Source organism: Mesorhizobium sp. B2-7-3 (genome assembly GCF_006440715.1).
In the GTDB taxonomy this organism is placed as follows: Bacteria; Pseudomonadota; Alphaproteobacteria; order Rhizobiales; family Rhizobiaceae; genus Mesorhizobium; species Mesorhizobium australicum.
The window spans coordinates 402,465-423,425 of the sequence record NZ_VFTY01000003.1 but is presented as its reverse complement, the minus strand read 5'-3'; the positions used below and the strand labels follow the sequence as shown (position 1 = coordinate 423,425).

Below are 20,961 nucleotides of genomic sequence, written 5' to 3'. Positions count from 1 at the left end.
CCCGGAAAGCTTCGGCCCCTATGGATATTCGCGCGATGGTCGCTTTCGGTACCTGTCCACAATCGCGTCGACGAGGGCTGGCTTCGACGCAAAAGTCGTTTAATTACAAAATAGCGAAAGATTCTTGCGCCACACTGATCATCGAGAACCCTGATGCCCCTCAAGGCCGATCTTGACGCCATCGACTGGAAGATCCTGCGCGAGCTTCAGTCGGACGGGCGCATGACCAATGTCGAGCTCTCGAACCGCGTCGGCATTTCGGCACCGCCCTGCCTGCGCCGGGTCAAGCGGCTGGAAGAAGCCGGCATCATCCGCGGCTACCGCGCGCTGCTCAACGCCCCGGCGCTGGGCCTCGATGTCGTTGCCTTCTGCCTGGTCGGGCTGCATCACCAGGCCGATGCCGAACTGCGCATCTTCGCCGAGCGTACGCGCGGCTGGCCGGTCGTGCGCGATGCCTGGATGGTGTCGGGCGAATCCGACTTTCTGCTGCATTGCGTGGCGAGCGACCTCGGCGCCTTCCAGACCTTCGTCATCGAGGAACTGACCTCGACGCCGAACGTCGACACGGTGCGCACCGCGCTCACCATCCGCCGCGTCAAGGATGAGGGCCTGGTGTCGTTCGAGCGCTCCTGAGCCAGGCGAACGCCTGCGCGATGGGCAAATTCCCGGCATTCGCCACACCGGTGCCGCGTTGGTATTCGAAAGACGCTGATGTACAAGGCTGGACGGCTCTGCCGGATTCGCCGCTCGACTGACGCTTCATTGGTTTCCCGAGCATTCCAGCATGTGTAACGGTTTTCCGCCCGGAATTGCTTGAGAACAGATGGCGCCAGCAGCGTATATTCCGGGAAGAATCCGCCATGGGAAGGGGACCATGACCCGTTTTGCAAGCCCGGTCTCGGCGCTGATCATCTGCGTGAACGAGGCTGATATGATCGGCCCGTGCCTGGAAAGCATCGATTTCTGTGCCGAGATCATCATCGTCGATTCCGGCTCGACGGACGGCACCGTCGAATGCGTTGAAAGCTATATCGCCAGGGGCTATCCGATAACGCTGCTGCACAATGACTGGCAGGGCTTCTCCCGCCAGCGGCAATTCGCGCTCGACCACGCCAACCAGCCCTGGTGCCTTTCGATCGACCCGGACGAGCGCGTCGACGACCGGTTGCGGCGGTCGATCGTGGCCATCACCCAGGCGGCCGGCGGCAAGGCCAGCGGATGGTACATGCGCCGCCGCGACTGGCTGAAGGGCTACGGTTATGCCCATCGCTGGGTGCTGCACAACAGGCTGCTCAGGCTTTTCCGCAGGGAAGGCGCCAGCATGGATCTAACGGCGCGGGTGCATGAATCCGTTCACGTGCCGGGCGAGACCGACACGATCGAAGAGGGTCTCTTGCTGCATCGCCGTGAAATATCGGTCGAGGAGGATCTTGCCCGGGCCAACACCTATTCCAGCCTCAAGGCGGTGACGCTGGTCGAGAGAGGCAAGAAGCCCGGCCTGGTGCGGCTGGTGCTGTCGCCGTTCGGCAACTTCCTCAAATTCTACCTGGCCAAGCGCTACTTCCTGTGTGGCCGGCACGGCTTCGTCTACTCGATGTCGGTGATGATTTATTCCTTCGCCACCGAAGCCAAGCTCTACGAAGCCTCGCAGCAAAACGACCAGGCTTAGGCCCTACGATCCGAGCGCGTCGATGGCGGCGAGCAGGCCGCCGAGATCGTGGTCGTCATGCAAGCGCCTGATGGCGAAGCCAGGCTGAAGCGCCGCCTCACCGTCGACCAGCCAGCCCTGTGCCAGCCCTGCGCGTTGGGCCGCCTGCATGTCGGCCAGCTTGTCGCCGACCATCAGGGAGCGCTGGAGGTCAAGATCAAGGCGCCTGCCCGCCTCGATCAGCATGCCCGGATTGGGCTTGCGCATCGGATGGTCCGTTATGGCGAGCGGCCCGACGCCCGCCTCGTGATAGGCGCAGGCCAGCACCATGTCGACGAACGCGCCCTGCCTGTCCAGCAAATGGAGCACGCGGTCGTTTACCGCGGCAAAGACGCCCCAGTCGAAATAGCCGCGCGCGATGCCGGACTGATTGGTGACCACGACCACCGGAATGCCGATCCGGTTGGCGGCGGCGATCGCCGGCAGCATCTGCGGCCTGAGTTCTATCTCGTCCGGGTCGCTGGGATAGTCGGTGTCGACATTGATGGTGCCGTCACGGTCCAGGAACAGCGCCGGCGAGCGTGCGGGAAAAACCCGCCCGCCGACCTGCTCCACCCACAAGCCCGGCTCGGCCAGCGGAAACGGCGCTGTCTCGTCAGCCATTCGACAGGCGCGCTTCGACCACCTCGCACAAATAGTGATAGAGGCACAGATGGCCCTGCTGGATGATCGGCGTCGAGGTCGAGGGGACGTTGAGCAGGATGTCGGTGAGCGGCTTGAGCTTGCCGCCGGTATCGCCGGTCAGGCTGATCACCGTCATGTCCATCATGCGCGCCTGTTCGGCCGCGGCGAGAATGCTCGGCGAATTGCCGCTGGTCGAGATCGCCAAAAGCACGCCGCCCGCGGCGCCATGCGCTTCGACCTGGCGCGAAAACACCGTGTCGAAGCCGTAATCATTGCCCCAGGCGGTCAGCATCCCGGCGTTGGCCGGCAGCGCGATCACATTGTAGGCCTTGCGTTCCTTCAGGAAGCGGCCGACCAGTTCGGTGGCGATATGGATGGCGTCGCTGGCGGAGCCGCCATTGCCGCAGACCAGCAGGGCCTTTCCCTGGGAAAGCGCCGCCACGACAGCATTCACCGCACGGTCCATCTCGCCGGTCAGATCTCGCTCGACCGTGGCGGTAATGGCGGCCGCCGAGCGGACCAGATAGTCGTTCAATTCGGACATGAATTCCCTCAGTTGGTGGCGCCGCCGGCGCGCAGTTTGCCGATGGTGCCAGTGGTGCTCTTGCCGGCGACGAGATCGACCAGAACGACGCGCCCGCCCGCCTTTTGCACCACATCGGCGCCGACCACGGTGTCGACCGTGTAGTCCGCGCCCTTGACCAGTATGTCGGGCAGAAGCGCCTCGATCAGAGCCAGCGGCGTATCCTCATCGAAGACAATGACGGCATCGACCGAAGCGAGCGCGGCAAGCACGCAGGCGCGGTCATGCTGGTCGTTGACCGGGCGGCCCGGCCCTTTCAGCCGCCGCACCGAGGCGTCGCTGTTGAGGCCGAGCACCAGCCGGTCGCACTGGCTGCGCGCCGCGTGCAGCAGGCTGACATGGCCGGCATGCAGGATGTCGAAGCAGCCATTGGTGAAGCCGACGCTCAGGCCCTCCGCTTTCCATCCCGCCACCATGCGCGCGGCCGAAGTGGCGTCCAGGATAGCGTCCTTGTGCGCGGTCGGTCCGTGCGAGCGGAACAGCGCGCCGGTGAGTTCCTCGATGCTCAGTCGCGCGGTGCCGCGTTTTCCGACCACGACGCCGCCGGCGGCGTTGGCGATGGAAGCAGCGGCGACAGGATCGGCACCGGCGGCAAGCGCCAGCGCGAAGGTCGCGATCACCGTATCGCCGGCGCCCGAGACATCGAACACCTCGCGTGCCTGGGTGGCGATGTGGCTCGCCTCGTCGGGACCGACCACGCTCATGCCCTTCTCGCTGCGCGTGGCGACGACGAAGTCGAAGCCATGCGCCGCAATCAGTTCCCGTGCCGCCGCAACGATCTCGTCATCGGCGAACACCGCATGGCCGACGGCCTCGCCAAGCTCCTTGCGGTTGGGGGTGACGGCGGTCGCCCCGGCGTAGCGCGCGTAGTCGCGGCCCTTCGGGTCGACCAGCACCGGCTTGCCCGCTTCACGGCAGATGGCGATCAATTCGGCGGCGACGCCGTCCAGCAATATGCCCTTGCCGTAGTCGGACAGGATAACGATGTCGGCCTGCTGCAATGCGTTCCGGAAGCGGCGGATCAGCTCCGCCCGTTCCGCTTCGCCGAGCGGCTTGATCTCTTCCTCGTCGAAACGCAGCACCTGCTGGTTGAGCGCGCTGAAGCGGCTCTTCGACGAGGTCATGCGGCCGCGCTGCTGTGAAAGGCCCACTGTCTCGGCGCCAAGCTCGCCCAGCATCCGCACCAGACTGTCACCGGCGGGATCGGTGCCGATCACCGAGACCGGAATGGCGCGCGCGCCAAGCGAGACGATGTTGGCCACGACGTTGCCGGCGCCGCCCATGGCCGAGCTTTCGCCACGCCCATGCAGCACCGGGATCGGCGCTTCCGGCGAGATCCGCTCGATGACGCCATTGACGAAGCGGTCGAGGATGATATCGCCGACCACCAGCACGGCGACGTCGCCGAAGCGCGCAATGGCGCGATGCAGGGGCTCGGGTGAAGGCGGATTGTGCTTGATCATGTCATCTGCCACGCGCGGGAAACGCCGATCTCAGATAGGTCGAAACACCAGATTTGCGAGGCCGGCCGGTCATGCCTGCCGATATACCGCAATTGGGCACCAGCGCAACGCCGGGGCGGAGGCAAACACGGACAGGTCAGGCCTTCTGCAAGGCGACGTGGACGCCCAGCCCGACCAGCACCGCGCCGCCGGCCTTCTGCATCAGCCGCTGCGCACGGCTCGAACGCCGCAACCGGCCGATCACGAGACCGGCCAGGAACACGCACACGACATCTGCCGACGAGAACATCAGGTTGACGATGGTGCCCAGCACCACGAATTGCATCCAGACCGGCAACCCCGCCGAGGCATCGATGAACTGCGGCAGAAATGCCATGAAGAAGATCGCGGTCTTGGGATTGAGCACCTCGACCGTGATGCTCTCGAAGAACGCGCGCCGCGCCGACTTCCGCTCGATCGCGGGCAGCGCCACGTCGCCCTCCACGCGCTTGCGAAACAGCGAGACGCCAAGCCAGATCAGGTACAGCGCGCCCACCAGCTTGATGGCCATGTAGAGCGGCGGCACGGCGTGGAACAGCACCGACAGGCCGGCGGCGGCGGCAAAGACATGGACATAGCCGCCCAGATGAATGCCGAGTGCCGCCGTCAGCCCCGACCAGCGCCCCCGGGCCATCGTCTGCGCGGCGGCATAAAGCATGGCGGGACCCGGAATGTAGGCGAAGATCGCCGTGGTGGCGAAAAACGCGATCAGCAGTTCGGTCGGCGGCATTTCTTGTCCCTCATGATCCTGCCCTGTCCGATTGCAGGCCTTTCAGTCAGCCCGTGGGATGGCTTTGGATTGGCCTGCGCGAACAGTTGCCATGAAAGCCGACATGACTTTTTTGTGGAATGACGTACTGAATGCGCCGATACGCGCACCCGGTTCGAAATAAGCCGACGATTCCAGAATATCGTGCTTGTACTCGTCGACTATGACCCAAAGCGGGATAGGGTCAAGGCCGGCGCGGCGCGTTCAATTTCCGGAACGCCAACCGCGACGCGATCACGGCCCGGCTGGGTGGAGGTGATTGCAAGGATGAAAAGGTTCGTCCCTTCGGCTTTTCCGGGAAGAACGGCGACGAAGGCGACAGGCCTCGCCTTGCGGCCTTCGGTCTCGCCGTTTCCATGTTGGCGATGCCACAGATATGGATATCGCCAGACGTCCGCGGCCACTGGTTTAATCACGGTCCAATTCCGCGGCGTACTCCTCCAGCATCTCGACATGTTGCAGCGGTGCATCCTCGGCCGCGTAGACGCGGCGGCTATCGTTGCCGAAGCGCGCCTCGTAGGCCTCGATGCTCATCAGGACGTATCTCGGTTTGTTGTGCCGAGTGATGGAGACCGGCTGCTGGCTGGCAGCCGCGAGCACATCGCCGAGATTCTGTTTCAGATCAGTGGATGGATAGCGTTTCATTGGAAACTCCGTTTGCCCATAATAGACAAAGTGGACAAAACAGACAAGCTGAGCGGGCGAGCCCCGAGCGACCGCCTGCTTTGTCGACAGCCCGGCCAGCCTCCCTTATAAGGACCGGAATCGCACGCAACCAGAGGCCTTCATGATCATCGTCACGGGCGGCGCCGGCATGATCGGCTCCAACATCGTCGCCGCGCTCAATGCGGAAGGCCATGACGACATCCTGGTCGTCGACGACCTCACCGACGGCCACAAGATCGCCAACCTGGCCGATTTGACGATAGCCGACTATCTCGACAAGGATGATTTCCTGTCGGGCATGGAGGCCGGCTTGCTTGGCCGTGTCGAGGCCGTCTTCCATCAGGGGGCCTGCTCGACCACCACCGAGTGGAACGGCAAGTTCATGATGGAGGTGAATTACGCCTATTCGAAACGCCTGCTGCATGCCTGCCAGGCGCTGCGCGTGCCTTTCCTCTACGCCTCCTCCGCTTCGGTCTATGGCGGCGGCGCCGAATTTCGCGAGGAGCCGGCGCTGGAGCGGCCGCTCAACGTCTATGCCTATTCCAAGAAACTCTTCGACGATTATGTCAGGCGCACGGTCTTCGACAGCGATCATTCGCAGGTCGCCGGCTTGCGCTACTTCAATGTCTATGGCCCGCGCGAGGCGCATAAGGGGGCCATGGCCTCGGTCGCCTTCCATCTGTTCAATCAGGTCGAGCGCGGCGAAAACCCGAAGCTGTTCGGCGCCTATGACGGTTTTGGTCCCGGCGAACAGAGCCGCGACTTCATCCATGTCGGCGATGTCGCCGACGTCAATTTGTGGCTGTGGAAGCGCGGCGCCAGCGGCATCTTCAACTGCGGCACCGGCCGCGCGCAGCCGTTCCGTGCGATCGCCGAAACGGTCATCGACACGCTGGGCCAGGGCGAGATCGAGTTCATCCCCTTCCCCGACCACCTCAAGGGCAGCTACCAGAGTTTTACCCAGGCTGATATGTCCCGCTTGCGCGCGGCCGGCTATAACGGGCAATTCCGCACTGTAGAAACCGGCGTCAGAGACTATGTCGAATGGCTGAAAGCCCAACGATCCTCGTGATCGGCCCACGCTGGGTGGGCGATATGGTGATGGCGCAGTGCCTGTTCTCGGCGCTGAAGGAACTCCATCCCGATGCCGCGATCGATGTGCTGGCGCCCGCCTGGGCGGCACCTCTGGTCAAGCGCATGCCCGAAATCCGACAGCAGATCGACTTTCCGCTGAAGCCGGGTGTGCTGGAATTCAGCCATCGCCGCCGTTTCGGCCGTCTGCTGCGCGGCCGCTACGACATGGCCTATGTCCTGCCGGGCAGCTGGAAGTCGGCGCTGATCCCGTTCTTTGCCCGCATCCCGCGCCGTTTCGGCCATCTGCGCGAAATGCGCTACGGCCTCTTGACCGACATCGTGCCGTTGCCCGATGCCGTGAAACGACGCACCGCGCAGGCCTATTTCGGCCTCGCCCAGGGTGGCAACTTCCGCGCGCCCCGGCTGACCGTGGACGTGAAAAACCAGGCCGCCCTGCTCGATCGTTTCGGCCTGGCGCCGCGGACATTCGTGGCCCTCATGCCCGGGGCCGAGTTCGGCCCGGCCAAGCGCTGGCCAAGCGAGAGCTATGCCGGCCTTGCCCGCGAATTCATGGCCAAGGGCCTGGAGGTCGCCCTGTTTGGTTCGAAGAACGACCGCGACGTGACCGCGGAGATCGCAGCCCTTGCCCCCGGCGTCGTCGACCTCGCCGGCCAGACGCGGCTGGAGGACGCCATCGACCTGATCGCGGCGGCAAGGCTCGCGGTCTCCAACGACAGCGGGCTGATGCATGTCGCGGCCGCTGTCGGTACATCCATCGTGGCCGTCTATGGCTCGACCTCGCCTGAAAACACGCCGCCGCTGGCGGAGCATCGCGAACTGGTCTGGCTCGGCCTGTCCTGCTCGCCCTGCCACCGGAAAATCTGTCCGCTCGGTCATCTCAACTGTCTGAAGACATTGGAGATCGCGCAGGTCGCCGCGGCAGCGGACCGCCTGCTGGAAGTGTCGGCCGCGGCATGAAGGTACTGATCGTCAAGACTTCGTCGATGGGCGATGTCATCCACACTTTTCCGGCACTTCAGGATGCCTGCCGCGCACGGCCCGATATCGCTTTCGACTGGTGCGTGGAGGAGGCGTTTGCCGGCATCCTCGCGCTGCATCCGGCTATCGGCACCATCCACACTGTGGCGATAAGGCGCTGGCGAAAGAACCTCTTCGACACGAACACCTGGCGCGAGGCGGCGGCCTTGCGCCGAACCTTGCGCAAATGCCGCTACGACCTCGTCATCGATGCGCAAGGCCTGCTGAAGTCGGCCCTGGTGGCACGCCAGGCGCGCGCGCCGATCGCCGGCTTCGACCGGTCGAGCGTGCGCGAGCCCTCGGCGACGCTGTTCTATGATATCACCTATGCGGTGCCGCGCGACCTGCACGCCATCGAGCGGACACGGCGGCTGTTCGGGCTGGCGCTCGGCTATCGGCCGGACCTTTTGACGCTCGACTCCGGCATCGTGGCGCCAGCGGGCATGATCGCCGGCGTCGACGGCAGGACCGCGTTCCTGCTGCACGGCACCAGCCGCGAGGACAAGAAATGGCCGGTCGAGGACTGGATCGGAACCGCCCGCCTGCTGGTCGAGCGCGGCATGATTCCGGTCACAACCTGGTCGAACGAACGGGAGAAGGTGGTGGCCGAAGCGATCGCCAAGGCCGTGCCAGCCACGGTCGTGATGCCAAAGTCGCCGCTGGACGCCATCGCCGCCATCCTCGGCCGCTCGACGCTGGTCATCGGCGCCGATACCGGGCTGACCCATCTCGCCAGCGCCTTCGGCCTGCCGACGGTCGCCGTGTTCCTGGCGACGGAGCCGGGTTTGACCGGACCGCGCGGGCCGTATGCGTCGACGTTGCTGGCGCCTGGTGGCAGACGCGTGACGCCCTCGGACGTGATGGCGGAGGCTGAACGACTTTTAGAGCTTAGGCGGACAACTACCGGGAAAGACTGAATTTTCGATCGAACGATTGGCAGGGTTGGCGCTGCCCCTCATCTGCCTGCCGGCAGGGGCGGCGCCAACCTCGCGCGAATAGCACCTGTCAGCGCGGAGCTGCGCCCAGCCGACGCCCTCAGATGAACTGCACCTGGACGATCTCGTAACCCCTGGCGCCGCCCGGCGCATTCACCTCGATGGCGTCGCCGACTTCCTTGCCGATGAGCGCGCGCGCGATGGGCGAGGAGATCGAGATGCGGCCGGATTTCACGTCGGCTTCCTGGTCGCCGACGATCTGGTAGGTCTTCTTCTCCTCGGTGTCCTCGTCGACCAGCACCACGGTGGCGCCGAACTTGACCTTTTCGCCGCTAAGCTTGGTCACGTCGATCACTTCGGCGCGCGCGATATAATCCTCGAGCTCGTTGATGCGGCCTTCATTGAGGCTCTGCGCCTCTTTGGCGGCATGGTATTCGGCATTTTCGGACAGGTCGCCATGCGAGCGCGCCTCGGAGATCGCCTCGATGATGCGAGGCCGCTCTTCCTGCTGGCGCCAACGCAGTTCTTCCTTCAATGACGCGAACCCCTCGCCTGTCATCGGGACCTTGTTCATAGTGCCTGACCTTTCCTGCTGCCGCCCCCGCATTTCGGGGGAAGCCTTGTCGTTGGGGTACAAAAAGAAAACGGTCCGGCAGCCTCGGGCTAACGGAACCGTTTCACCGCAATTTCCTTGAATATAGCAATCTTTGCGGGCTTTTCACGCCCAAAAATCGGTTTTGTAAAAATCATCCCTTCTTTTGTAGCAGGGGCGGCCGTGGGACGGAGCCGAACAAAAACGGCCGCGATCGCTCGCAGCCGCTTTGAGACATCAGGAGGGCCCGATCAGCTCCTCATGAAATGGTCGATCTGCTCGGACAGCATGCCGTATTCGCGCGAACCCTTGCCGGTGCGCTTTTCGATTTCCATCAGCTGCTGCTGGGCGCCGGCCAGATCGCCGATCTGCAGATGCGCCTCGCCGAGATATTCGCGCACCAGCGTGTAATCGGGATCGATGCGCAGCGCTTCCTCGTAATAGCCGAGGCCGACGGTGACGCGGCCGGAATGGCGGTGCGAATAGCCGAGATAGTTGAGGATGCGCGGATCCTGCTTGTTGGCGGCAAGAACGAGAACCGAGATCGCCTCGTCATAGCGGCCGGCCATCGCCAGCGCATGGCCTGCATCGTAGATGCTGTCGTCGTCCAGCATGCCTTCCTTCGGCGGTACGCATTTCTGCTTCTTCTTGTCCCAGACCTCGCCTTTCTTGCACTGGGTGACAGTCTGGTCGCTACCACCACTGCTGCCGGCGGCGAACGCCGGAACGGCAAGGAACTGCAGAGCGATAAGCGCGCTCGCCGCCTGGATCAGCACTCTTTTATGCATGGAAACCTCCTGAGGGTGTGACAATGCAACACTAACGCCGAGCGGTCCGCGTTTCATCCCGGAAAAGATCGCCTGGAGAACATTAGGTGACGGATGCCGCAAATCCGGTATCATCCGGCAAACGACTGACGGAGAGGGCCCGTGCAGCGACGGCTCGAAAAGGACTGGGATCTCACGATCGGCCCCGATACCGTACGGCTGTTCATTCTCAAGGCCAAGGCGCTGAGCGCGGGCGTTAACGAGGACTATGCCGACGGCGCCGAACACGAGGTCGAGTTCGACGGCGACACGCATGACAACCACCACCATGACGGCCTTGCCGAGGAAAGCTCGGAGAACCTCACCGAGGAAGAGCTGCGCGAGCTGATCAACGACCTCAATATCGATGAGGCCGCCGAGCTGATCGCGCTGGCCTGGGTCGGCCGCGGCGACTACGACGCCTCGGAATGGGCCGACGCCGTAACCGCGGCACGCGAGCGCGCCAACAAGCGCACGGCAAAATACCTGCTCGGCATGCCGTTGCTCGCCGACTGGCTGGAAGAGGGACTGGAAGCGATCGGCGCGTAACGCGGAGGTAACCGATTGTGATCGGGTCTAAGCGCCTGTCCAGGCAACTTCAGCCGACCGGTGCCGTTTTGTGGATGATGGCAAAGCTGAGCTTTTCCCGAGGGTACAGGATTGCATTGGCCTTGGCCGTCACGGCTCTGCTGGTCATGCCGGCCCACGCCAGACATCGTCACAAACACCATAGGCCACTGAGCCCGCGCGTGGAGCAGCCGCTGACACAGCGGGCCGATCAGCCGCTGAAACCGCGAGGCAAGCGGCAGTCGAGAGCGCGAGCCAGGCAGCATCTCGCGCCCAATCCGGCACCGCCGGCAACGCAGGATGCTCGGCCGTCCGCCGATGTTCCGGTGCCCGAGCCACGCCCGGTGGACACTCAGAAAGTGGACACCCCAAAGTCGCAAGACCAGAACGCTGAAAATCCAAAGAGCGGCGCGGCGCCCAACCCGCCCAAGGACCCCGATCTACCCAGCGACGAAGAGTCCCATCAGAAAAGCCCGAAACCACCGGAACCACCAGCCGAAACCGAAAGCGAGCCGGAGCCGCCTGCCGTGGCGCCGACGCCGACGCCAAAGCCCGCCACCACGACGCCCGAACCTCAACCGCCGGCCGTCGCCCCGCAGCCAACGCCAAAGCCGGCGGAAGCAGGTGACGAGGAGAAGATGCTGCCCGATCCACGCTCGGCCGATCTTCCCGCCGACAAGATGCCGGCTGAGGAAGTCGCCTGCCGCGAGCGCCTGAAGACACTCGGGGTCGAATTCGAGGAGCACAAGGCCGAAAGCAACCCCGAAATCGGCTGCTCGATCCCCTACCCCATCGTGCTGAAGTCGCTTGGCAAATCGATCGCGATTGCTCCGGGCACCGAGCTCAACTGCCCGATGGCCGAGGCGGCGGCGCGTTTTGCCGCCGACGTCATCCAGCCGGCGGCCAAAGCCGAATTCGGCGCCGACCTGAAATCGATCGGCCAAGCGTCGGCCTTCGTCTGCCGGCCGCGCAATGGCACACGCAAACTGTCGGAACATGCTTTCGGCAACGCGCTCGACATTGCCAGCTTTACGCTGTCCGATGGCAGGACGATCGAGGTCGGGCCGGCGCCGCCGGAAAAAGACGGCAAATTCCTCGACGCCGTGCGCAAGGCCGCCTGCGGCCCGTTCAAGACCGTGCTCGGCCCAGGCGCCGACGCCGACCACGCGCTGCACTTCCATCTCGACCTGGAGCCCCGGCGGCATGGCGGCACGTTCTGCCAATAAACGCGGTTGTCGCAGGATCGCCGCCGCAATTCCGCCGCAGGCATGAACGCGGACGCTGAGTTTTCCTTTACCCTTGATCGTTAAAATGCCGGATATCCCGAAGTAGGATTCCGCCAATGGCCGGCAAATTTCGCGCCGTTTTCCTCGCCGCCGCACACCAACTGAAACCTGCGGCGCTTATGGCCGCCGGTCTTGCATTGGCCACGGTTTCCGCCTGCAACACCGGCAGCGTGCTGTCGCTGCAGCCTGCCGTCGATGTCGGCTCGCAGACCGCGGCCGTGCCGCAATATCAGGGCATGCAGAAGCTTGTTCCGTCCAATCCCTACATGACGCAGGCCGCCTATCCGCGCATGGACGAGCCGATGTCGCCGGTGGAGCAGATTCCAGCCAGCGAAACCGATTGCCGCCAGCAGCTGAAGCGCCTCGATGTCGCCTACACCGATCTGGCACCGATCCATGAGGGCCAGTGCGGCATCGACTATCCGGTCAAGGTCACGGCTATCGGCAGCATCGAGATGAAACCCGCCGCGACCCTGACCTGCGACATGGCCGCCACCTTCGCCGCCTGGACCAAGAACGAACTCGTTCCCTCCGCCCGCTGGCGCTATTTCTCCGGCGTCAGGACCATCCACCAGGGCTCAAGCTACTCCTGCCGCAACATTGCCGGCGAAGGCGTGCTGTCGGAGCACGGCAAGGGCAACGCGCTCGATGTCATGAGCATCGAACTCAACAATGGCGACGACATCGACGTGCGCAAACCCGGCCTGTTCGCCTTCCGCACCCGCGGCTTCCTCAACAATGTGCGCGCCGACGGCTGCCAGTATTTCACCACCGTGCTCGGCCCCGGCTACAATTACGACCACCGCAACCATTTCCATTTCGACATCAAGAACCGCAGGAACGGTTACCGCGCCTGCCGGTAGGAAAAGATCATGCGTCACCGGTGGACGCGATAATTTGCCGAGCCACGAGATCCTGGATGCGCCAGAGATTCTTGTCCCGAATACCGCTTTCTTCCAGCTTGCTGACGGTCCGGAACAGATACTGCGCCGACGACCCCCAGTGTCCGGCGGCTCGCGCCAGCGTGTCCGCAACCTGCTCCAACGGCAACCGTCCGGCATAGGCCTTGCCACCCGGCGCGGCGACGAAAGCCAGAGCGCGCAGCGGACCCTCCTTGGTCTTGACCTTGATCCAGCAGGGCACGTTGGTTGGTGGGTTGGCATCGATTTCCCGGCGCATCAGCTGGCCGAGCTGCCCGAAATGATCTTCATCGGGCAGCCGGTAGACGATCCCGTTGCAGCTGCCGCCGCGGTCCAGCGCCAGCATCAGGGCAGGCAATTCGCGCGTCCCCCGCCAACGCGTCAGCTTCAGGCAGAACGAACGGTGCCATCCAGGCGCCGTCGCCGGGCGTTGCTCGACAGGAACGAATTCGGGATTCCAGATCAACGAACCATAGGCGAAGACCCATAGCATTTCGGGCCGATATTCGGCGAGCAGTCGAGCGACCAACTCATCGAACTCCGCGTTGGTGTGCTCGGCCGTTCCAGGCTCAGGCCCGGGATCCAGTTCGACGCGCTCGACCCGGGCGACAAGATCCGCGGTCAACGCCATCGTTCTCGGGCCCGTCGGCTTCCGTTTCATTCCCGCCCCCACGAAAAAATGATGGCTGACGATAAACCGTCTGCTCATCTCTGGCCATTGATTTCCAGGGAACCGTCAGGCAACAGATAGCGCTCGGATCGAGCCGCCTTTATGAGCCAACGAAGCCTCCAGCGACGCATTGCGATCTGGGTAGTGGCCGTGCTGGGCGGCTATCTGGCGCTCGCCTATGTCGCGGCGCCGGAATTCTGGACATTCCGTGATCGCGGCTTTCGCGATCGGCATTTCGAGATGGTCACCCACACGTCGCAAGGCATTCCCGGCGACCCCATCAATGTCGGCCTGATCGGCACGGAGAAGGAGCTGGTGCACGCTTTCGCCGTCGCCGGCTGGGACACCGCCGACGCCGTCACCTTGAGAACCGCCATCGACATCGGCGAAAGTGTCCTGTTTTCCCGCCCCTATCCCGACGCACCGATAAGCCGTCTGCTGTTCGAAGGCCGCGCCCAGGAACTCGCTTTCGAAAAGCCGGTCGGCGACAGTGCCGACCGGCGCCATCACGTCCGTTTTTGGCGAACGGATACGGTTGGCGACGATGGCAGGCCGCTCTGGCTGGGTGCCGCCAGCTTCGATCGCGGCGTCGGTCTGAGCCATGACACGGGCGCCATCACCCATCACATCGGTCCCGACCTCGATGCCGAGCGCGACTTTATGGTCGGCGATCTCAATGCCGCCGGCCTGTTGGCCTCGACCAGCGGCCTGGCGGGCATCGGCCCCACCCGGAGCGGCCGCAATGGCGGCGGCGACCCTTATTTCACCGACGGCAAGGCGGTCGTCGGCGTGCTGAAGCAGTTGCCGTGACGGCAGGTCAGGTCGTCGCGATGACGATCTTGCCGAACGGCCCCTTCTCGAAGGCGCGCCGCCCTGGGATGCTGTCTGATCCACCCGCATCCGCTGTCATCTTTCTAAAATGGCCGCCGACTATTTTCGAAAGCCGTGCGGCAATGCTATTGAGCCCTCATGCTATACGTTGAAATCGCCACCGTGGTCGTCCTCATCTGCGTGAACGGCCTTCTGTCGATGTCCGAACTCGCCATCGTCTCATCGCGGCCGGCTCGCCTGAAGGCGATGATCGACCGCAACGTCAAGGGTGCCGGCCGCGCTTTGGCGCTTGGCTCCAATCCCGGCAAATTCCTGTCCTCCGTGCAGATCGGCATCACGCTGGTCGGCGTGCTCTCGGGTGCCTTTTCCGGCGCCACGCTCGGCCAGAGGCTGGCGCAATATCTGGCTACGGCAGGCATCCGCGAGAACATAGCCGATCCGCTCGGCGTCGGCATCGTCGTGGCCATCATCACCTATGCCTCGCTGATTATCGGCGAACTCGTGCCCAAGCAGATCGCGTTGCGCGATCCCGAGCGGGTCGCGGCACGGGCGGCGCCGGCAATGACCATCCTGGCCACCATCTCGGCCCCTCTGGTCTTCCTGCTCGATATTTCGGGCCGTGCCGTGCTCTGGCTGCTCGGCCAGCGCGGCGAAAGCGAGGAGAAGGTTACCGACGAGGAGATCAAGATGCTGGTCGCCGAGGCCGAGCATCACGGCACCATCGAATCCGACGAGCGGCGCATGATCGCCGGCGTCATGCGGCTTGGCGACCGCGCCGTGCGCGCCGTCATGTCACCGCGCACCGATGTCGACTGGATCAACCTGCAGTCCGACGATGCCACGATCCGCAAGCTTCTGATGGACACTCAGCATTCGCGCCTGCCCGCCGGCGACGGCGGGGTGGACGCCATGATCGGCGTCATCCAGACGCGCGACGTGCTGGCCGCACTGCTCGGCGGCCGCGCGCTCGACCCGCGCAAATATGTGCGCGCGGCACCGATCGTGCACGACCAGGCCGATGCGCTTGATGTGTTGCAGAAGCTGAAGGAGAGCGACGTGCCGATGGCGCTGGTGCATGACGAATACGGCCACTTCGAAGGCATCGTCACCCCCGCCGACATCCTAGAAGCCATCACCGGCGTCTTCCGCTCGGATCTCGAGGCCGGCGAGGAAGAAAACGCCGTCCAGCGCGACGACGGCTCATGGCTTCTCGCCGGCTACATGCAGGCCGACGAGATGGCCGAGGTGCTCGGCATCGACCTGCCGGAGAACCGCGACTACGAGACCGTCGCCGGCTATGTGCTGTCGCACATGCACCATCTGCCGGCGACCGGCGAATGTGTCGACGCGCAGGGCTGGCGTTTCGAGGTCGTCGACCTCGATGGCCGCCGCATCGATAAGCTGATCGCCACCCGCCTGCCCAGCGGCCACCGTGAGATGGTGCGCTGACGGCATATGCATGGTTCGGCCCGCGGCCCTCGACGGCGGCCAATATATTGCGCGGACCGCGAGCTCTACCGCTCGGTGAAGGCGCGGGCGAAGGAATCGAGCATCGGCCGTGCCAGATACTCCAGGAAAGTCCGATCACCGGTGTTGATGAACGCCTCGACTGGCGTTCCGGGATAAAGCTGCTCGGGCTTTACGCAGGGCGGCAGGTCGGCCGCGATCCTCAGCTTGGCTCGGAAATAGGGCTCATGCGTTGCCTCGTCGACGAGCCGGTCCGCTGAAATTTGCGCCACCGTGGCTGAGACCTCGGGAGTGAGCCGCGCGTTCAAGGCGGACAGCCGCAGCTTCGCCGGCTGGCCGACGCGGACCTGATCGAGGTCTTTCGGCCGCAGCCTTGCATCGACGACGAGGCCCGATGCCGTGGGCAGGATCTCCATGATCTTTTCGCCGGGGGCGATCACGCTTCCCTTGGAATTATAGGCCGACGACACCACGATGCCTGCCGCCGGCGCCTTGATCGTCGTGCGCCGCAGCACCGCCTCCGCCGCCCTGGTCTGCTCCTCGACGTCGGCCAGATTGGAGCGAACGTCGTCCAGCTTCGTCAGCGCCTCCTCGACGCGTTGCGTGGTCTGGCGCTCGATCTGCTCCTGGGCTTCGACGATCTGCGTGTTGGCCGTCGCGAGATTGGCCTCCAGCGCCCCGGCCTGGCCGACGAGATCGGCCTCGCTGCGCAATAGCTGGGAGTACTCGGTGCGATTGGTGAGGCCCTTGTCCAGCAGGCCGGTCTTGATGCCGAGTTCGTTCTTCACGACGTCGGCTTGTTGCTGAATGGCCTGTTGCTGGGCCTGCAACCCCACCACCGACTGCCGATGCATGGCGACGCGTTGTGCCAGGATCGATTTTTCCGACCGGAACCGGGCCAGCCTAGCGTCGAATTCCTTTTGCTGTTCGCGAACCAGGATCTCGAAATCGTGCTGGAAAGGTGCCGGCGCCGCTTCGGTGATGGGCGCCATCCTGTCCAATCCGTCGCGTTCCGCCTCCAGCCGCGCCGCACTTGCCCTGAGCGCGATCGACTGCCTCACCAGCCGGTTGAGCTCGGCCTGCGCGGCCGTTGGGTCCAGCAAGACCAGGTCCTGGCCCTGTTGCACGCGATCGCCTTCATGGACCGGTAATTCCCTGATGATCCCGCCCTCGCGATGCTGGATGCGGATGTTTCCGCCGGTCGCCGAGATCGTGCCTTGCGTGATCACCGCTCCCGACAAGGGAGCGCTGACGGCCCAATAGCCGAAGCCGCCCGCCAGCACCGCTATGGCGACGTAGCCGGTGAGGGCCACGCGTCTTATGTCGGTGCGCGGCTGGCTGTCCCAGGCGAGGCTCTTTGTCGTCATCTCACGATCCGAAACTGCCACCCGCGCGGATTGTCGGGACGAATGACCCGGTCACCACCGTGCTCTGCTGGGGGGCCTTGCCGATCACCGAGCGCCGCAGCACCTCGTCGGCAGGGCCGAAGGCTTCGACCATGCCGCCGCGCAAAAGCATCACGCGGGCGCAAGCGGCGGCGATCGAAGGGCGATGGGTGACCACGATGACCGTGACGCCCGCCGCTCGCGCGGCCGAAAGCACCGCCTCGAGCGCGGCCTCGCCGCTGCCGTCGAGATGGGAGCTGGGCTCGTCGAGTACCAGGAGCCGCGGATTTCCGTAGAAGGCGCGCGCCAGGCCGATTCGCTGGCGCTCGCCCCCCGACAGCGCCCTGTCCGACGGGCCGATCATGGTCTGGTAGCCGTCGCGCTGCGCCAGGATCAGCTCGTGCACCTGGGCGCGCCTTGCCGCCTCGACGATCGCGGCGTCGTCCGCTTGCTGGTCGAAGCGGGCGACGTTTTGCGCGATCGATCCAGGAAAGAGCTCAACCTCCTGCGCGAGGTAGCCGACATGCTTTCCAAGCTGGCTTTCGTCCCAGGTCCTGAGGTCGGCGCCGTCGATCCTGATTGAGCCGCCGGTCGGTTGGGCGGCCCCTACGAGCAACCGCGCCAGTGTCGATTTGCCGGCCCCGCTCGGGCCGACGACGGCCAGCGCTTCGCCCGCGCCGATCGCAAAGTTGAGCCGCTTGAGGATGGGTTCCGTGCCGGGCTGGGCGTTCGGCGCCATGAAGAAGACGTCCTGCACGGAAATCGCGCCGGCCGGATCGGGCAGGATCAGTTTTCGCGGCTCGGGCGGACGCATTGCGAGCGCTTTTTCCAGCCGCGTCCACGCCCGCCGCGCGTCGGCGATCTGCCGCCAGGCGCCGATCAGCTGGTCGAGCGGCTGCAGCGCGCGCGACGACACCAGTGAGGAGGCGAAGATCATGCCGGCCGTCATCTGCCCCTGCAGCACCAGCCATGCGCCGGCGCCGAGGATCGCCAGTTGCAGCATCATGCGCAGCGCCCGCGAGGCGCCGCTGAAGATCGCGTTGGCGCTCGAGGAACGGTCATGGAAAGTGAGCGCCGCCGCCACGTGCCGTCCCCAGACCAGCGAGGCATTCCGCACCATGCCCATGGCGCGCAGCGTCTCGGCATTGCGGGCAAAGGCCTGTTCCGCCTGGCTGGCCAACGCCGAACGCTCCGCGGACAAGGCATCGTTCCTGCCGATCGCAAGCTGGTTGGCCACGACGAGGAATAGCAGAAGCACCGCGCCGGCGACCGTCACCCAGAACAGCACCGGATGGATGAGATAGAGCAAGGCGAGGAAGACAGGGGCGAAAGGCAGGTCGAACAGCACCGCCACGCCGCGTGACCTGATGAAGGCGCAGACCGAAGCGAGATCGCGCAGCGGCGACAGGCCGCCGGCATATCTCGCGCCGAGCGAAACGGCGAAGGTGCTGGCACCCAGCTTGCGGTCGACCGTCGCCGCGACGCGCTGCGTGTAAACGGCGCGGATTGCGTCCAGCAGCCCGAGGAAGGCGAGCGCGAGCACCGCGATAGCTGACAGATAGACAAGCGTCTCGACGCTGGAGGACGGCAGCACGCGGTCATACACCTGCAGCAGGTAGAGCGGAATCACCAACAGCAGGATGTTGATCAGCAGCGAGAAGACGCCGACATCGGCGATAGCGCGCAGGAAGACCGGACGCAGGCCGGACGGTCCAGTCATTTCCGCATTTCCCGCCGCTGCATGATCCCGGCCCTTACGCGTGGCCCCCGAATTCGGAACCGCCGTGCAGCGTGCTGCTGGCGATGCTATGCGTGGCGGTGCTGGTGGTGGTGTGCAAAGCGCTCGCCGGCGCGTTGTCCAGCGTATAGGCGCGGATATAGTCGATCTTCATCTCGGCAGGCGTCGCCAGATGATCGGGAGGCGCGCCGGCAAGACCGCCGACCGCGAGATCGGCCAGCATGTACATGGGCTTGTGCATATCCGATGGCGTCGCCGCTTCCGCGACCTGGACACCGTCATAAGTCCAGACGAGCTTGTCCGGCGTCCACAGCAGCCCATAGGTGTGGAAGCCGGCGGTATCCATGGTGTTTACCGTCGACGTCACCTTGGTGTGGGTTCCCGTTTCATTCGAATGCGCCGTCATGATCAACGAGTTCGGGTCCTGCCCGCGCGTTTCCACCACATCCAGTTCCGGCGGCCACGAGCCGTCTGCCGGCAGCAGCCAGAAGGCGGGCCAGGCGCCGGCGTTCTCGGGCAGGTCGGCGCGCATTTCGAAATAGCCGTAGGTTTGTGAGAAGGTGCTGTGCGTATTGAGGATACCTGACGTGTATTCGTAGTTGTTGATCAGGGGCTTGATGTCGGCCGGCGCCTGCGCGGCGGTGATGGTGAGCACGCCGTTATTCACGCTGAACGGGTGGACGGAACTCGTCGGCCCGTAATTGGCGTCGATGTACCATTGCAGCTCGCCATTGCTGGTCAATGTGCTGCCGTTCGGCGCTCCCCATGAGAAGTTGGTATCCCACGTGCCGCCCTGAGCGTTGTGAAGATTGAGCGCGTTGAAATCGTCGCTGAAGGACAGCTTCATGCCGGACATGTCGATCGGCAATTCGAACTGGTTGGGCTGCAGCTTGTCGATGGTCGTGTCCTTGAACTCGAGGATCTCGCCGGATCCGAGGTTCAGCAGCACGTTCGATCCCGCCTGGATCAGGTTCGAGTGAACGGCATCGAACGACGTGAAACCATAGCCATTGAGGCGGACGGTGTCGGTGGCGGCGAAATTGGCGATCAGGTCGCTGCCGTTGCCTTTCGAGATGACGAACGTGTCGTAGCCACCGCCGCCATCGATCAGAACATCGTTTCCCGCGCCGCCGTCCAGCGTCTGGTGCCCAGCCTTGGCGGTGATGATGTTGTCCAAGCCGTTTCCGAAAGCGTAGTTGTTGGGGTTTGTGACGATGAGGTTCTCGACATTGGCGGGGAGCTTGTAGCTCATCCACGTGCTGATCGTGTCGATGCCTGCCCCGGCGCCCTCGGCCACCTTGTTGCCCGCCCCATAGAGGTAATAGATGTCATCGCCCGTGCCGCCATGCATGGTGACGTTGAGATTGCCCGCTCCGTAAAACGAGTCATTTCCCGCGCTGCCATACAAGTCGGGCCCGGCCCCAGGCGCCGAGAACCAGTGGTTGGACGTACCGCTGTAGGGAAGAGGAACACCCACGGCGTTGACGAAGAAGCTCATCGGATACATCCTCCTCGTGAGGCATGGCCGTCTCGAACCGTTCGCTTACGGACTTCCGGATGGCCACGTCGGATCAATGCTGAAAGGAACGATTTCGTTCCGGGGAATCATTACACAATCCACCATAACATCGATCTTTCGGAAGACATATACTTATTGTCCGGGAAAAGTGCGGCGCTTAAGCAAAGATATTTAGTAAAATGGTGTATAAACTAGAAATTGCAAAGGATCTACTTAGATGAATGATCTACTTAGATGACGGCTACCCCTCCGAGCCCATCAGCCTCCCTCCTCGGCGCATG

Annotated in this window: 21 protein-coding genes; 10 read left to right on the top strand and 11 right to left on the bottom strand. The window is 64.1% G+C overall.

The features are described from left to right. Positions 1–153: 153 nt before the first annotated feature. The gene (locus tag FJW04_RS09535; RefSeq protein ID WP_015316163.1) at positions 154–633 is read left to right on the top strand and encodes an Lrp/AsnC family transcriptional regulator; all 480 of its coding nucleotides are present in this window, start codon (positions 154–156) and stop codon (positions 631–633) included. A gap of 241 nt (positions 634–874) precedes the next feature. After that, the gene (locus FJW04_RS09530) at positions 875–1,669 is read left to right on the top strand and encodes a glycosyltransferase family 2 protein (RefSeq protein WP_140617743.1); all 795 of its coding nucleotides are present in this window, start codon (positions 875–877) and stop codon (positions 1,667–1,669) included. A 3-nt stretch (positions 1,670–1,672) separates the two neighbouring features. Here the strand turns inward: FJW04_RS09530 and gmhB are convergent, their stop codons facing one another. From gmhB to FJW04_RS09500, 5 genes are all read right to left on the bottom strand, one after another. Then, positions 1,673–2,311 (bottom strand): D-glycero-beta-D-manno-heptose 1,7-bisphosphate 7-phosphatase, encoded by a 639-nt coding sequence (gmhB, locus tag FJW04_RS09525; protein ID WP_140713698.1) that lies wholly within the window; start codon positions 2,309–2,311, stop codon positions 1,673–1,675. Continuing rightward, positions 2,304–2,876, bottom strand: coding sequence for an SIS domain-containing protein (locus FJW04_RS09520; RefSeq protein ID WP_140713696.1), 573 nt, complete (start codon positions 2,874–2,876; stop codon positions 2,304–2,306). The genes gmhB and FJW04_RS09520 overlap by 8 nt, the downstream gene beginning before the upstream one ends. A gap of 8 nt (positions 2,877–2,884) precedes the next feature. Then, a complete protein-coding gene (gene rfaE1 / locus FJW04_RS09515) occupies positions 2,885–4,378 on the bottom strand; it encodes a D-glycero-beta-D-manno-heptose-7-phosphate kinase (RefSeq protein WP_140713694.1) in 1,494 nt (497 codons plus the stop codon). 136 nt (positions 4,379–4,514) lie between these two features. Beyond that, positions 4,515–5,147 carry a LysE family translocator gene (locus FJW04_RS09510; RefSeq protein WP_140713692.1) on the bottom strand — a complete coding sequence of 211 codons (633 nt, stop codon included), beginning with the start codon at positions 5,145–5,147 and terminating at the stop codon, positions 4,515–4,517. A 447-nt stretch (positions 5,148–5,594) separates the two neighbouring features. Continuing rightward, positions 5,595–5,831 (bottom strand): type II toxin-antitoxin system Phd/YefM family antitoxin, encoded by a 237-nt coding sequence (locus FJW04_RS09500; RefSeq protein ID WP_140713690.1) that lies wholly within the window; start codon positions 5,829–5,831, stop codon positions 5,595–5,597. A gap of 142 nt (positions 5,832–5,973) precedes the next feature. Here FJW04_RS09500 and rfaD point away from each other — a divergent pair, with 142 nt between their 5' ends. Genes rfaD through waaC form a run of 3 tightly spaced genes read left to right on the top strand, consistent with a single transcriptional unit; the run spans position 5,974 to position 8,881 of the window. Next, positions 5,974–6,924 carry an ADP-glyceromanno-heptose 6-epimerase gene (gene rfaD, locus FJW04_RS09495; protein ID WP_140713688.1) on the top strand — a complete coding sequence of 317 codons (951 nt, stop codon included), beginning with the start codon at positions 5,974–5,976 and terminating at the stop codon, positions 6,922–6,924. Next, positions 6,897–7,904, top strand: coding sequence for a lipopolysaccharide heptosyltransferase II (waaF, locus tag FJW04_RS09490; protein WP_140713686.1), 1,008 nt, complete (start codon positions 6,897–6,899; stop codon positions 7,902–7,904). Before rfaD ends, waaF begins: the two co-directional genes overlap by 28 nt. Beyond that, positions 7,901–8,881 (top strand): lipopolysaccharide heptosyltransferase I, encoded by a 981-nt coding sequence (gene waaC, locus FJW04_RS09485; RefSeq protein ID WP_140713684.1) that lies wholly within the window; start codon positions 7,901–7,903, stop codon positions 8,879–8,881. Before waaF ends, waaC begins: the two co-directional genes overlap by 4 nt. A 118-nt stretch (positions 8,882–8,999) precedes the next feature. Here the strand turns inward: waaC and greA are convergent, their stop codons facing one another. Both greA and FJW04_RS09475 read right to left on the bottom strand, forming a co-directional pair. Continuing rightward, positions 9,000–9,473, bottom strand: coding sequence for a transcription elongation factor GreA (gene greA, locus FJW04_RS09480; RefSeq protein WP_015316152.1), 474 nt, complete (start codon positions 9,471–9,473; stop codon positions 9,000–9,002). Positions 9,474–9,742: 269 nt separating this feature from the next. Then, positions 9,743–10,279, bottom strand: coding sequence for a tetratricopeptide repeat protein (locus FJW04_RS09475; RefSeq protein WP_140617735.1), 537 nt, complete (start codon positions 10,277–10,279; stop codon positions 9,743–9,745). Positions 10,280–10,420: 141 nt separating this feature from the next. Between FJW04_RS09475 and FJW04_RS09470 the strand changes: the two genes are divergently transcribed. The 3 genes from FJW04_RS09470 to FJW04_RS09460 all read left to right on the top strand — a co-directional run bounded on the left by FJW04_RS09470 (position 10,421) and on the right by FJW04_RS09460 (position 13,013). Further along, positions 10,421–10,846: a DUF3775 domain-containing protein gene (locus tag FJW04_RS09470; protein WP_140664934.1), complete on the top strand. Its 426-nt coding sequence runs from the start codon at positions 10,421–10,423 to the stop codon at positions 10,844–10,846. Between the two features lie 200 nt (positions 10,847–11,046). After that, positions 11,047–12,090, top strand: coding sequence for an extensin family protein (locus FJW04_RS09465; protein ID WP_181172908.1), 1,044 nt, complete (start codon positions 11,047–11,049; stop codon positions 12,088–12,090). A 116-nt stretch (positions 12,091–12,206) separates the two neighbouring features. Continuing rightward, positions 12,207–13,013 (top strand): extensin family protein, encoded by an 807-nt coding sequence (locus FJW04_RS09460; RefSeq protein ID WP_140617732.1) that lies wholly within the window; start codon positions 12,207–12,209, stop codon positions 13,011–13,013. A 7-nt stretch (positions 13,014–13,020) separates the two neighbouring features. Here the strand turns inward: FJW04_RS09460 and FJW04_RS09455 are convergent, their stop codons facing one another. Next, positions 13,021–13,731: a gamma-glutamylcyclotransferase gene (locus FJW04_RS09455; RefSeq protein WP_015316147.1), complete on the bottom strand. Its 711-nt coding sequence runs from the start codon at positions 13,729–13,731 to the stop codon at positions 13,021–13,023. Between the two features lie 111 nt (positions 13,732–13,842). Between FJW04_RS09455 and FJW04_RS09450 the strand changes: the two genes are divergently transcribed. Further along, entirely contained in the window at positions 13,843–14,550 is a 708-nt protein-coding gene (locus tag FJW04_RS09450) for an LssY C-terminal domain-containing protein (RefSeq protein ID WP_140664920.1), read from the top strand. A gap of 159 nt (positions 14,551–14,709) precedes the next feature. Next, the gene (locus tag FJW04_RS09445) at positions 14,710–16,020 is read left to right on the top strand and encodes a hemolysin family protein (protein ID WP_015316146.1); all 1,311 of its coding nucleotides are present in this window, start codon (positions 14,710–14,712) and stop codon (positions 16,018–16,020) included. A 65-nt stretch (positions 16,021–16,085) separates the two neighbouring features. Here FJW04_RS09445 and FJW04_RS09440 read toward each other — a convergent pair whose 3' ends face one another. The 3 genes from FJW04_RS09440 to FJW04_RS09430 are packed head-to-tail and all read right to left on the bottom strand — an operon-like array spanning position 16,086 to position 20,659. Beyond that, positions 16,086–17,405: an HlyD family type I secretion periplasmic adaptor subunit gene (locus tag FJW04_RS09440; RefSeq protein ID WP_140713680.1), complete on the bottom strand. Its 1,320-nt coding sequence runs from the start codon at positions 17,403–17,405 to the stop codon at positions 16,086–16,088. A 1-nt stretch (position 17,406) separates the two neighbouring features. Then, the gene (locus tag FJW04_RS09435; protein WP_140713678.1) at positions 17,407–19,143 is read right to left on the bottom strand and encodes a type I secretion system permease/ATPase; all 1,737 of its coding nucleotides are present in this window, start codon (positions 19,141–19,143) and stop codon (positions 17,407–17,409) included. 34 nt (positions 19,144–19,177) lie between these two features. Continuing rightward, positions 19,178–20,659 (bottom strand): family 16 glycosylhydrolase, encoded by a 1,482-nt coding sequence (locus FJW04_RS09430; RefSeq protein ID WP_015316143.1) that lies wholly within the window; start codon positions 20,657–20,659, stop codon positions 19,178–19,180. Positions 20,660–20,961: the final 302 nt, after the last annotated feature.

Excerpts from the sequence above, each read along its gene's own strand:
- FJW04_RS09535 (WP_015316163.1), top strand. The coding sequence starts at position 154 with ATGCCCCTCAAGGCCGATCTTGACGCCATCGACTGGAAGATCCTGCGC.
- FJW04_RS09530 (WP_140617743.1), top strand. The coding sequence starts at position 875 with ATGACCCGTTTTGCAAGCCCGGTCTCGGCGCTGATCATCTGCGTGAAC.
- gmhB (WP_140713698.1), bottom strand. The coding sequence starts at position 2,311 with ATGGCTGACGAGACAGCGCCGTTTCCGCTGGCCGAGCCGGGCTTGTGG.
- FJW04_RS09520 (WP_140713696.1), bottom strand. The coding sequence starts at position 2,876 with ATGTCCGAATTGAACGACTATCTGGTCCGCTCGGCGGCCGCCATTACC.
- rfaE1 (WP_140713694.1), bottom strand. The coding sequence starts at position 4,378 with ATGATCAAGCACAATCCGCCTTCACCCGAGCCCCTGCATCGCGCCATT.
- FJW04_RS09510 (WP_140713692.1), bottom strand. The coding sequence starts at position 5,147 with ATGCCGCCGACCGAACTGCTGATCGCGTTTTTCGCCACCACGGCGATC.
- FJW04_RS09500 (WP_140713690.1), bottom strand. The coding sequence starts at position 5,831 with ATGAAACGCTATCCATCCACTGATCTGAAACAGAATCTCGGCGATGTG.
- rfaD (WP_140713688.1), top strand. The coding sequence starts at position 5,974 with ATGATCATCGTCACGGGCGGCGCCGGCATGATCGGCTCCAACATCGTC.
- waaF (WP_140713686.1), top strand. The coding sequence starts at position 6,897 with ATGGCTGAAAGCCCAACGATCCTCGTGATCGGCCCACGCTGGGTGGGC.
- waaC (WP_140713684.1), top strand. The coding sequence starts at position 7,901 with ATGAAGGTACTGATCGTCAAGACTTCGTCGATGGGCGATGTCATCCAC.
- greA (WP_015316152.1), bottom strand. The coding sequence starts at position 9,473 with ATGAACAAGGTCCCGATGACAGGCGAGGGGTTCGCGTCATTGAAGGAA.
- FJW04_RS09475 (WP_140617735.1), bottom strand. The coding sequence starts at position 10,279 with ATGCATAAAAGAGTGCTGATCCAGGCGGCGAGCGCGCTTATCGCTCTG.
- FJW04_RS09460 (WP_140617732.1), top strand. The coding sequence starts at position 12,207 with ATGGCCGGCAAATTTCGCGCCGTTTTCCTCGCCGCCGCACACCAACTG.
- FJW04_RS09455 (WP_015316147.1), bottom strand. The coding sequence starts at position 13,731 with ATGAAACGGAAGCCGACGGGCCCGAGAACGATGGCGTTGACCGCGGAT.
- FJW04_RS09450 (WP_140664920.1), top strand. The coding sequence starts at position 13,843 with ATGAGCCAACGAAGCCTCCAGCGACGCATTGCGATCTGGGTAGTGGCC.
- FJW04_RS09445 (WP_015316146.1), top strand. The coding sequence starts at position 14,710 with ATGCTATACGTTGAAATCGCCACCGTGGTCGTCCTCATCTGCGTGAAC.
- FJW04_RS09440 (WP_140713680.1), bottom strand. The coding sequence starts at position 17,405 with ATGACGACAAAGAGCCTCGCCTGGGACAGCCAGCCGCGCACCGACATA.
- FJW04_RS09435 (WP_140713678.1), bottom strand. The coding sequence starts at position 19,143 with ATGACTGGACCGTCCGGCCTGCGTCCGGTCTTCCTGCGCGCTATCGCC.
- FJW04_RS09430 (WP_015316143.1), bottom strand. The coding sequence starts at position 20,659 with ATGAGCTTCTTCGTCAACGCCGTGGGTGTTCCTCTTCCCTACAGCGGT.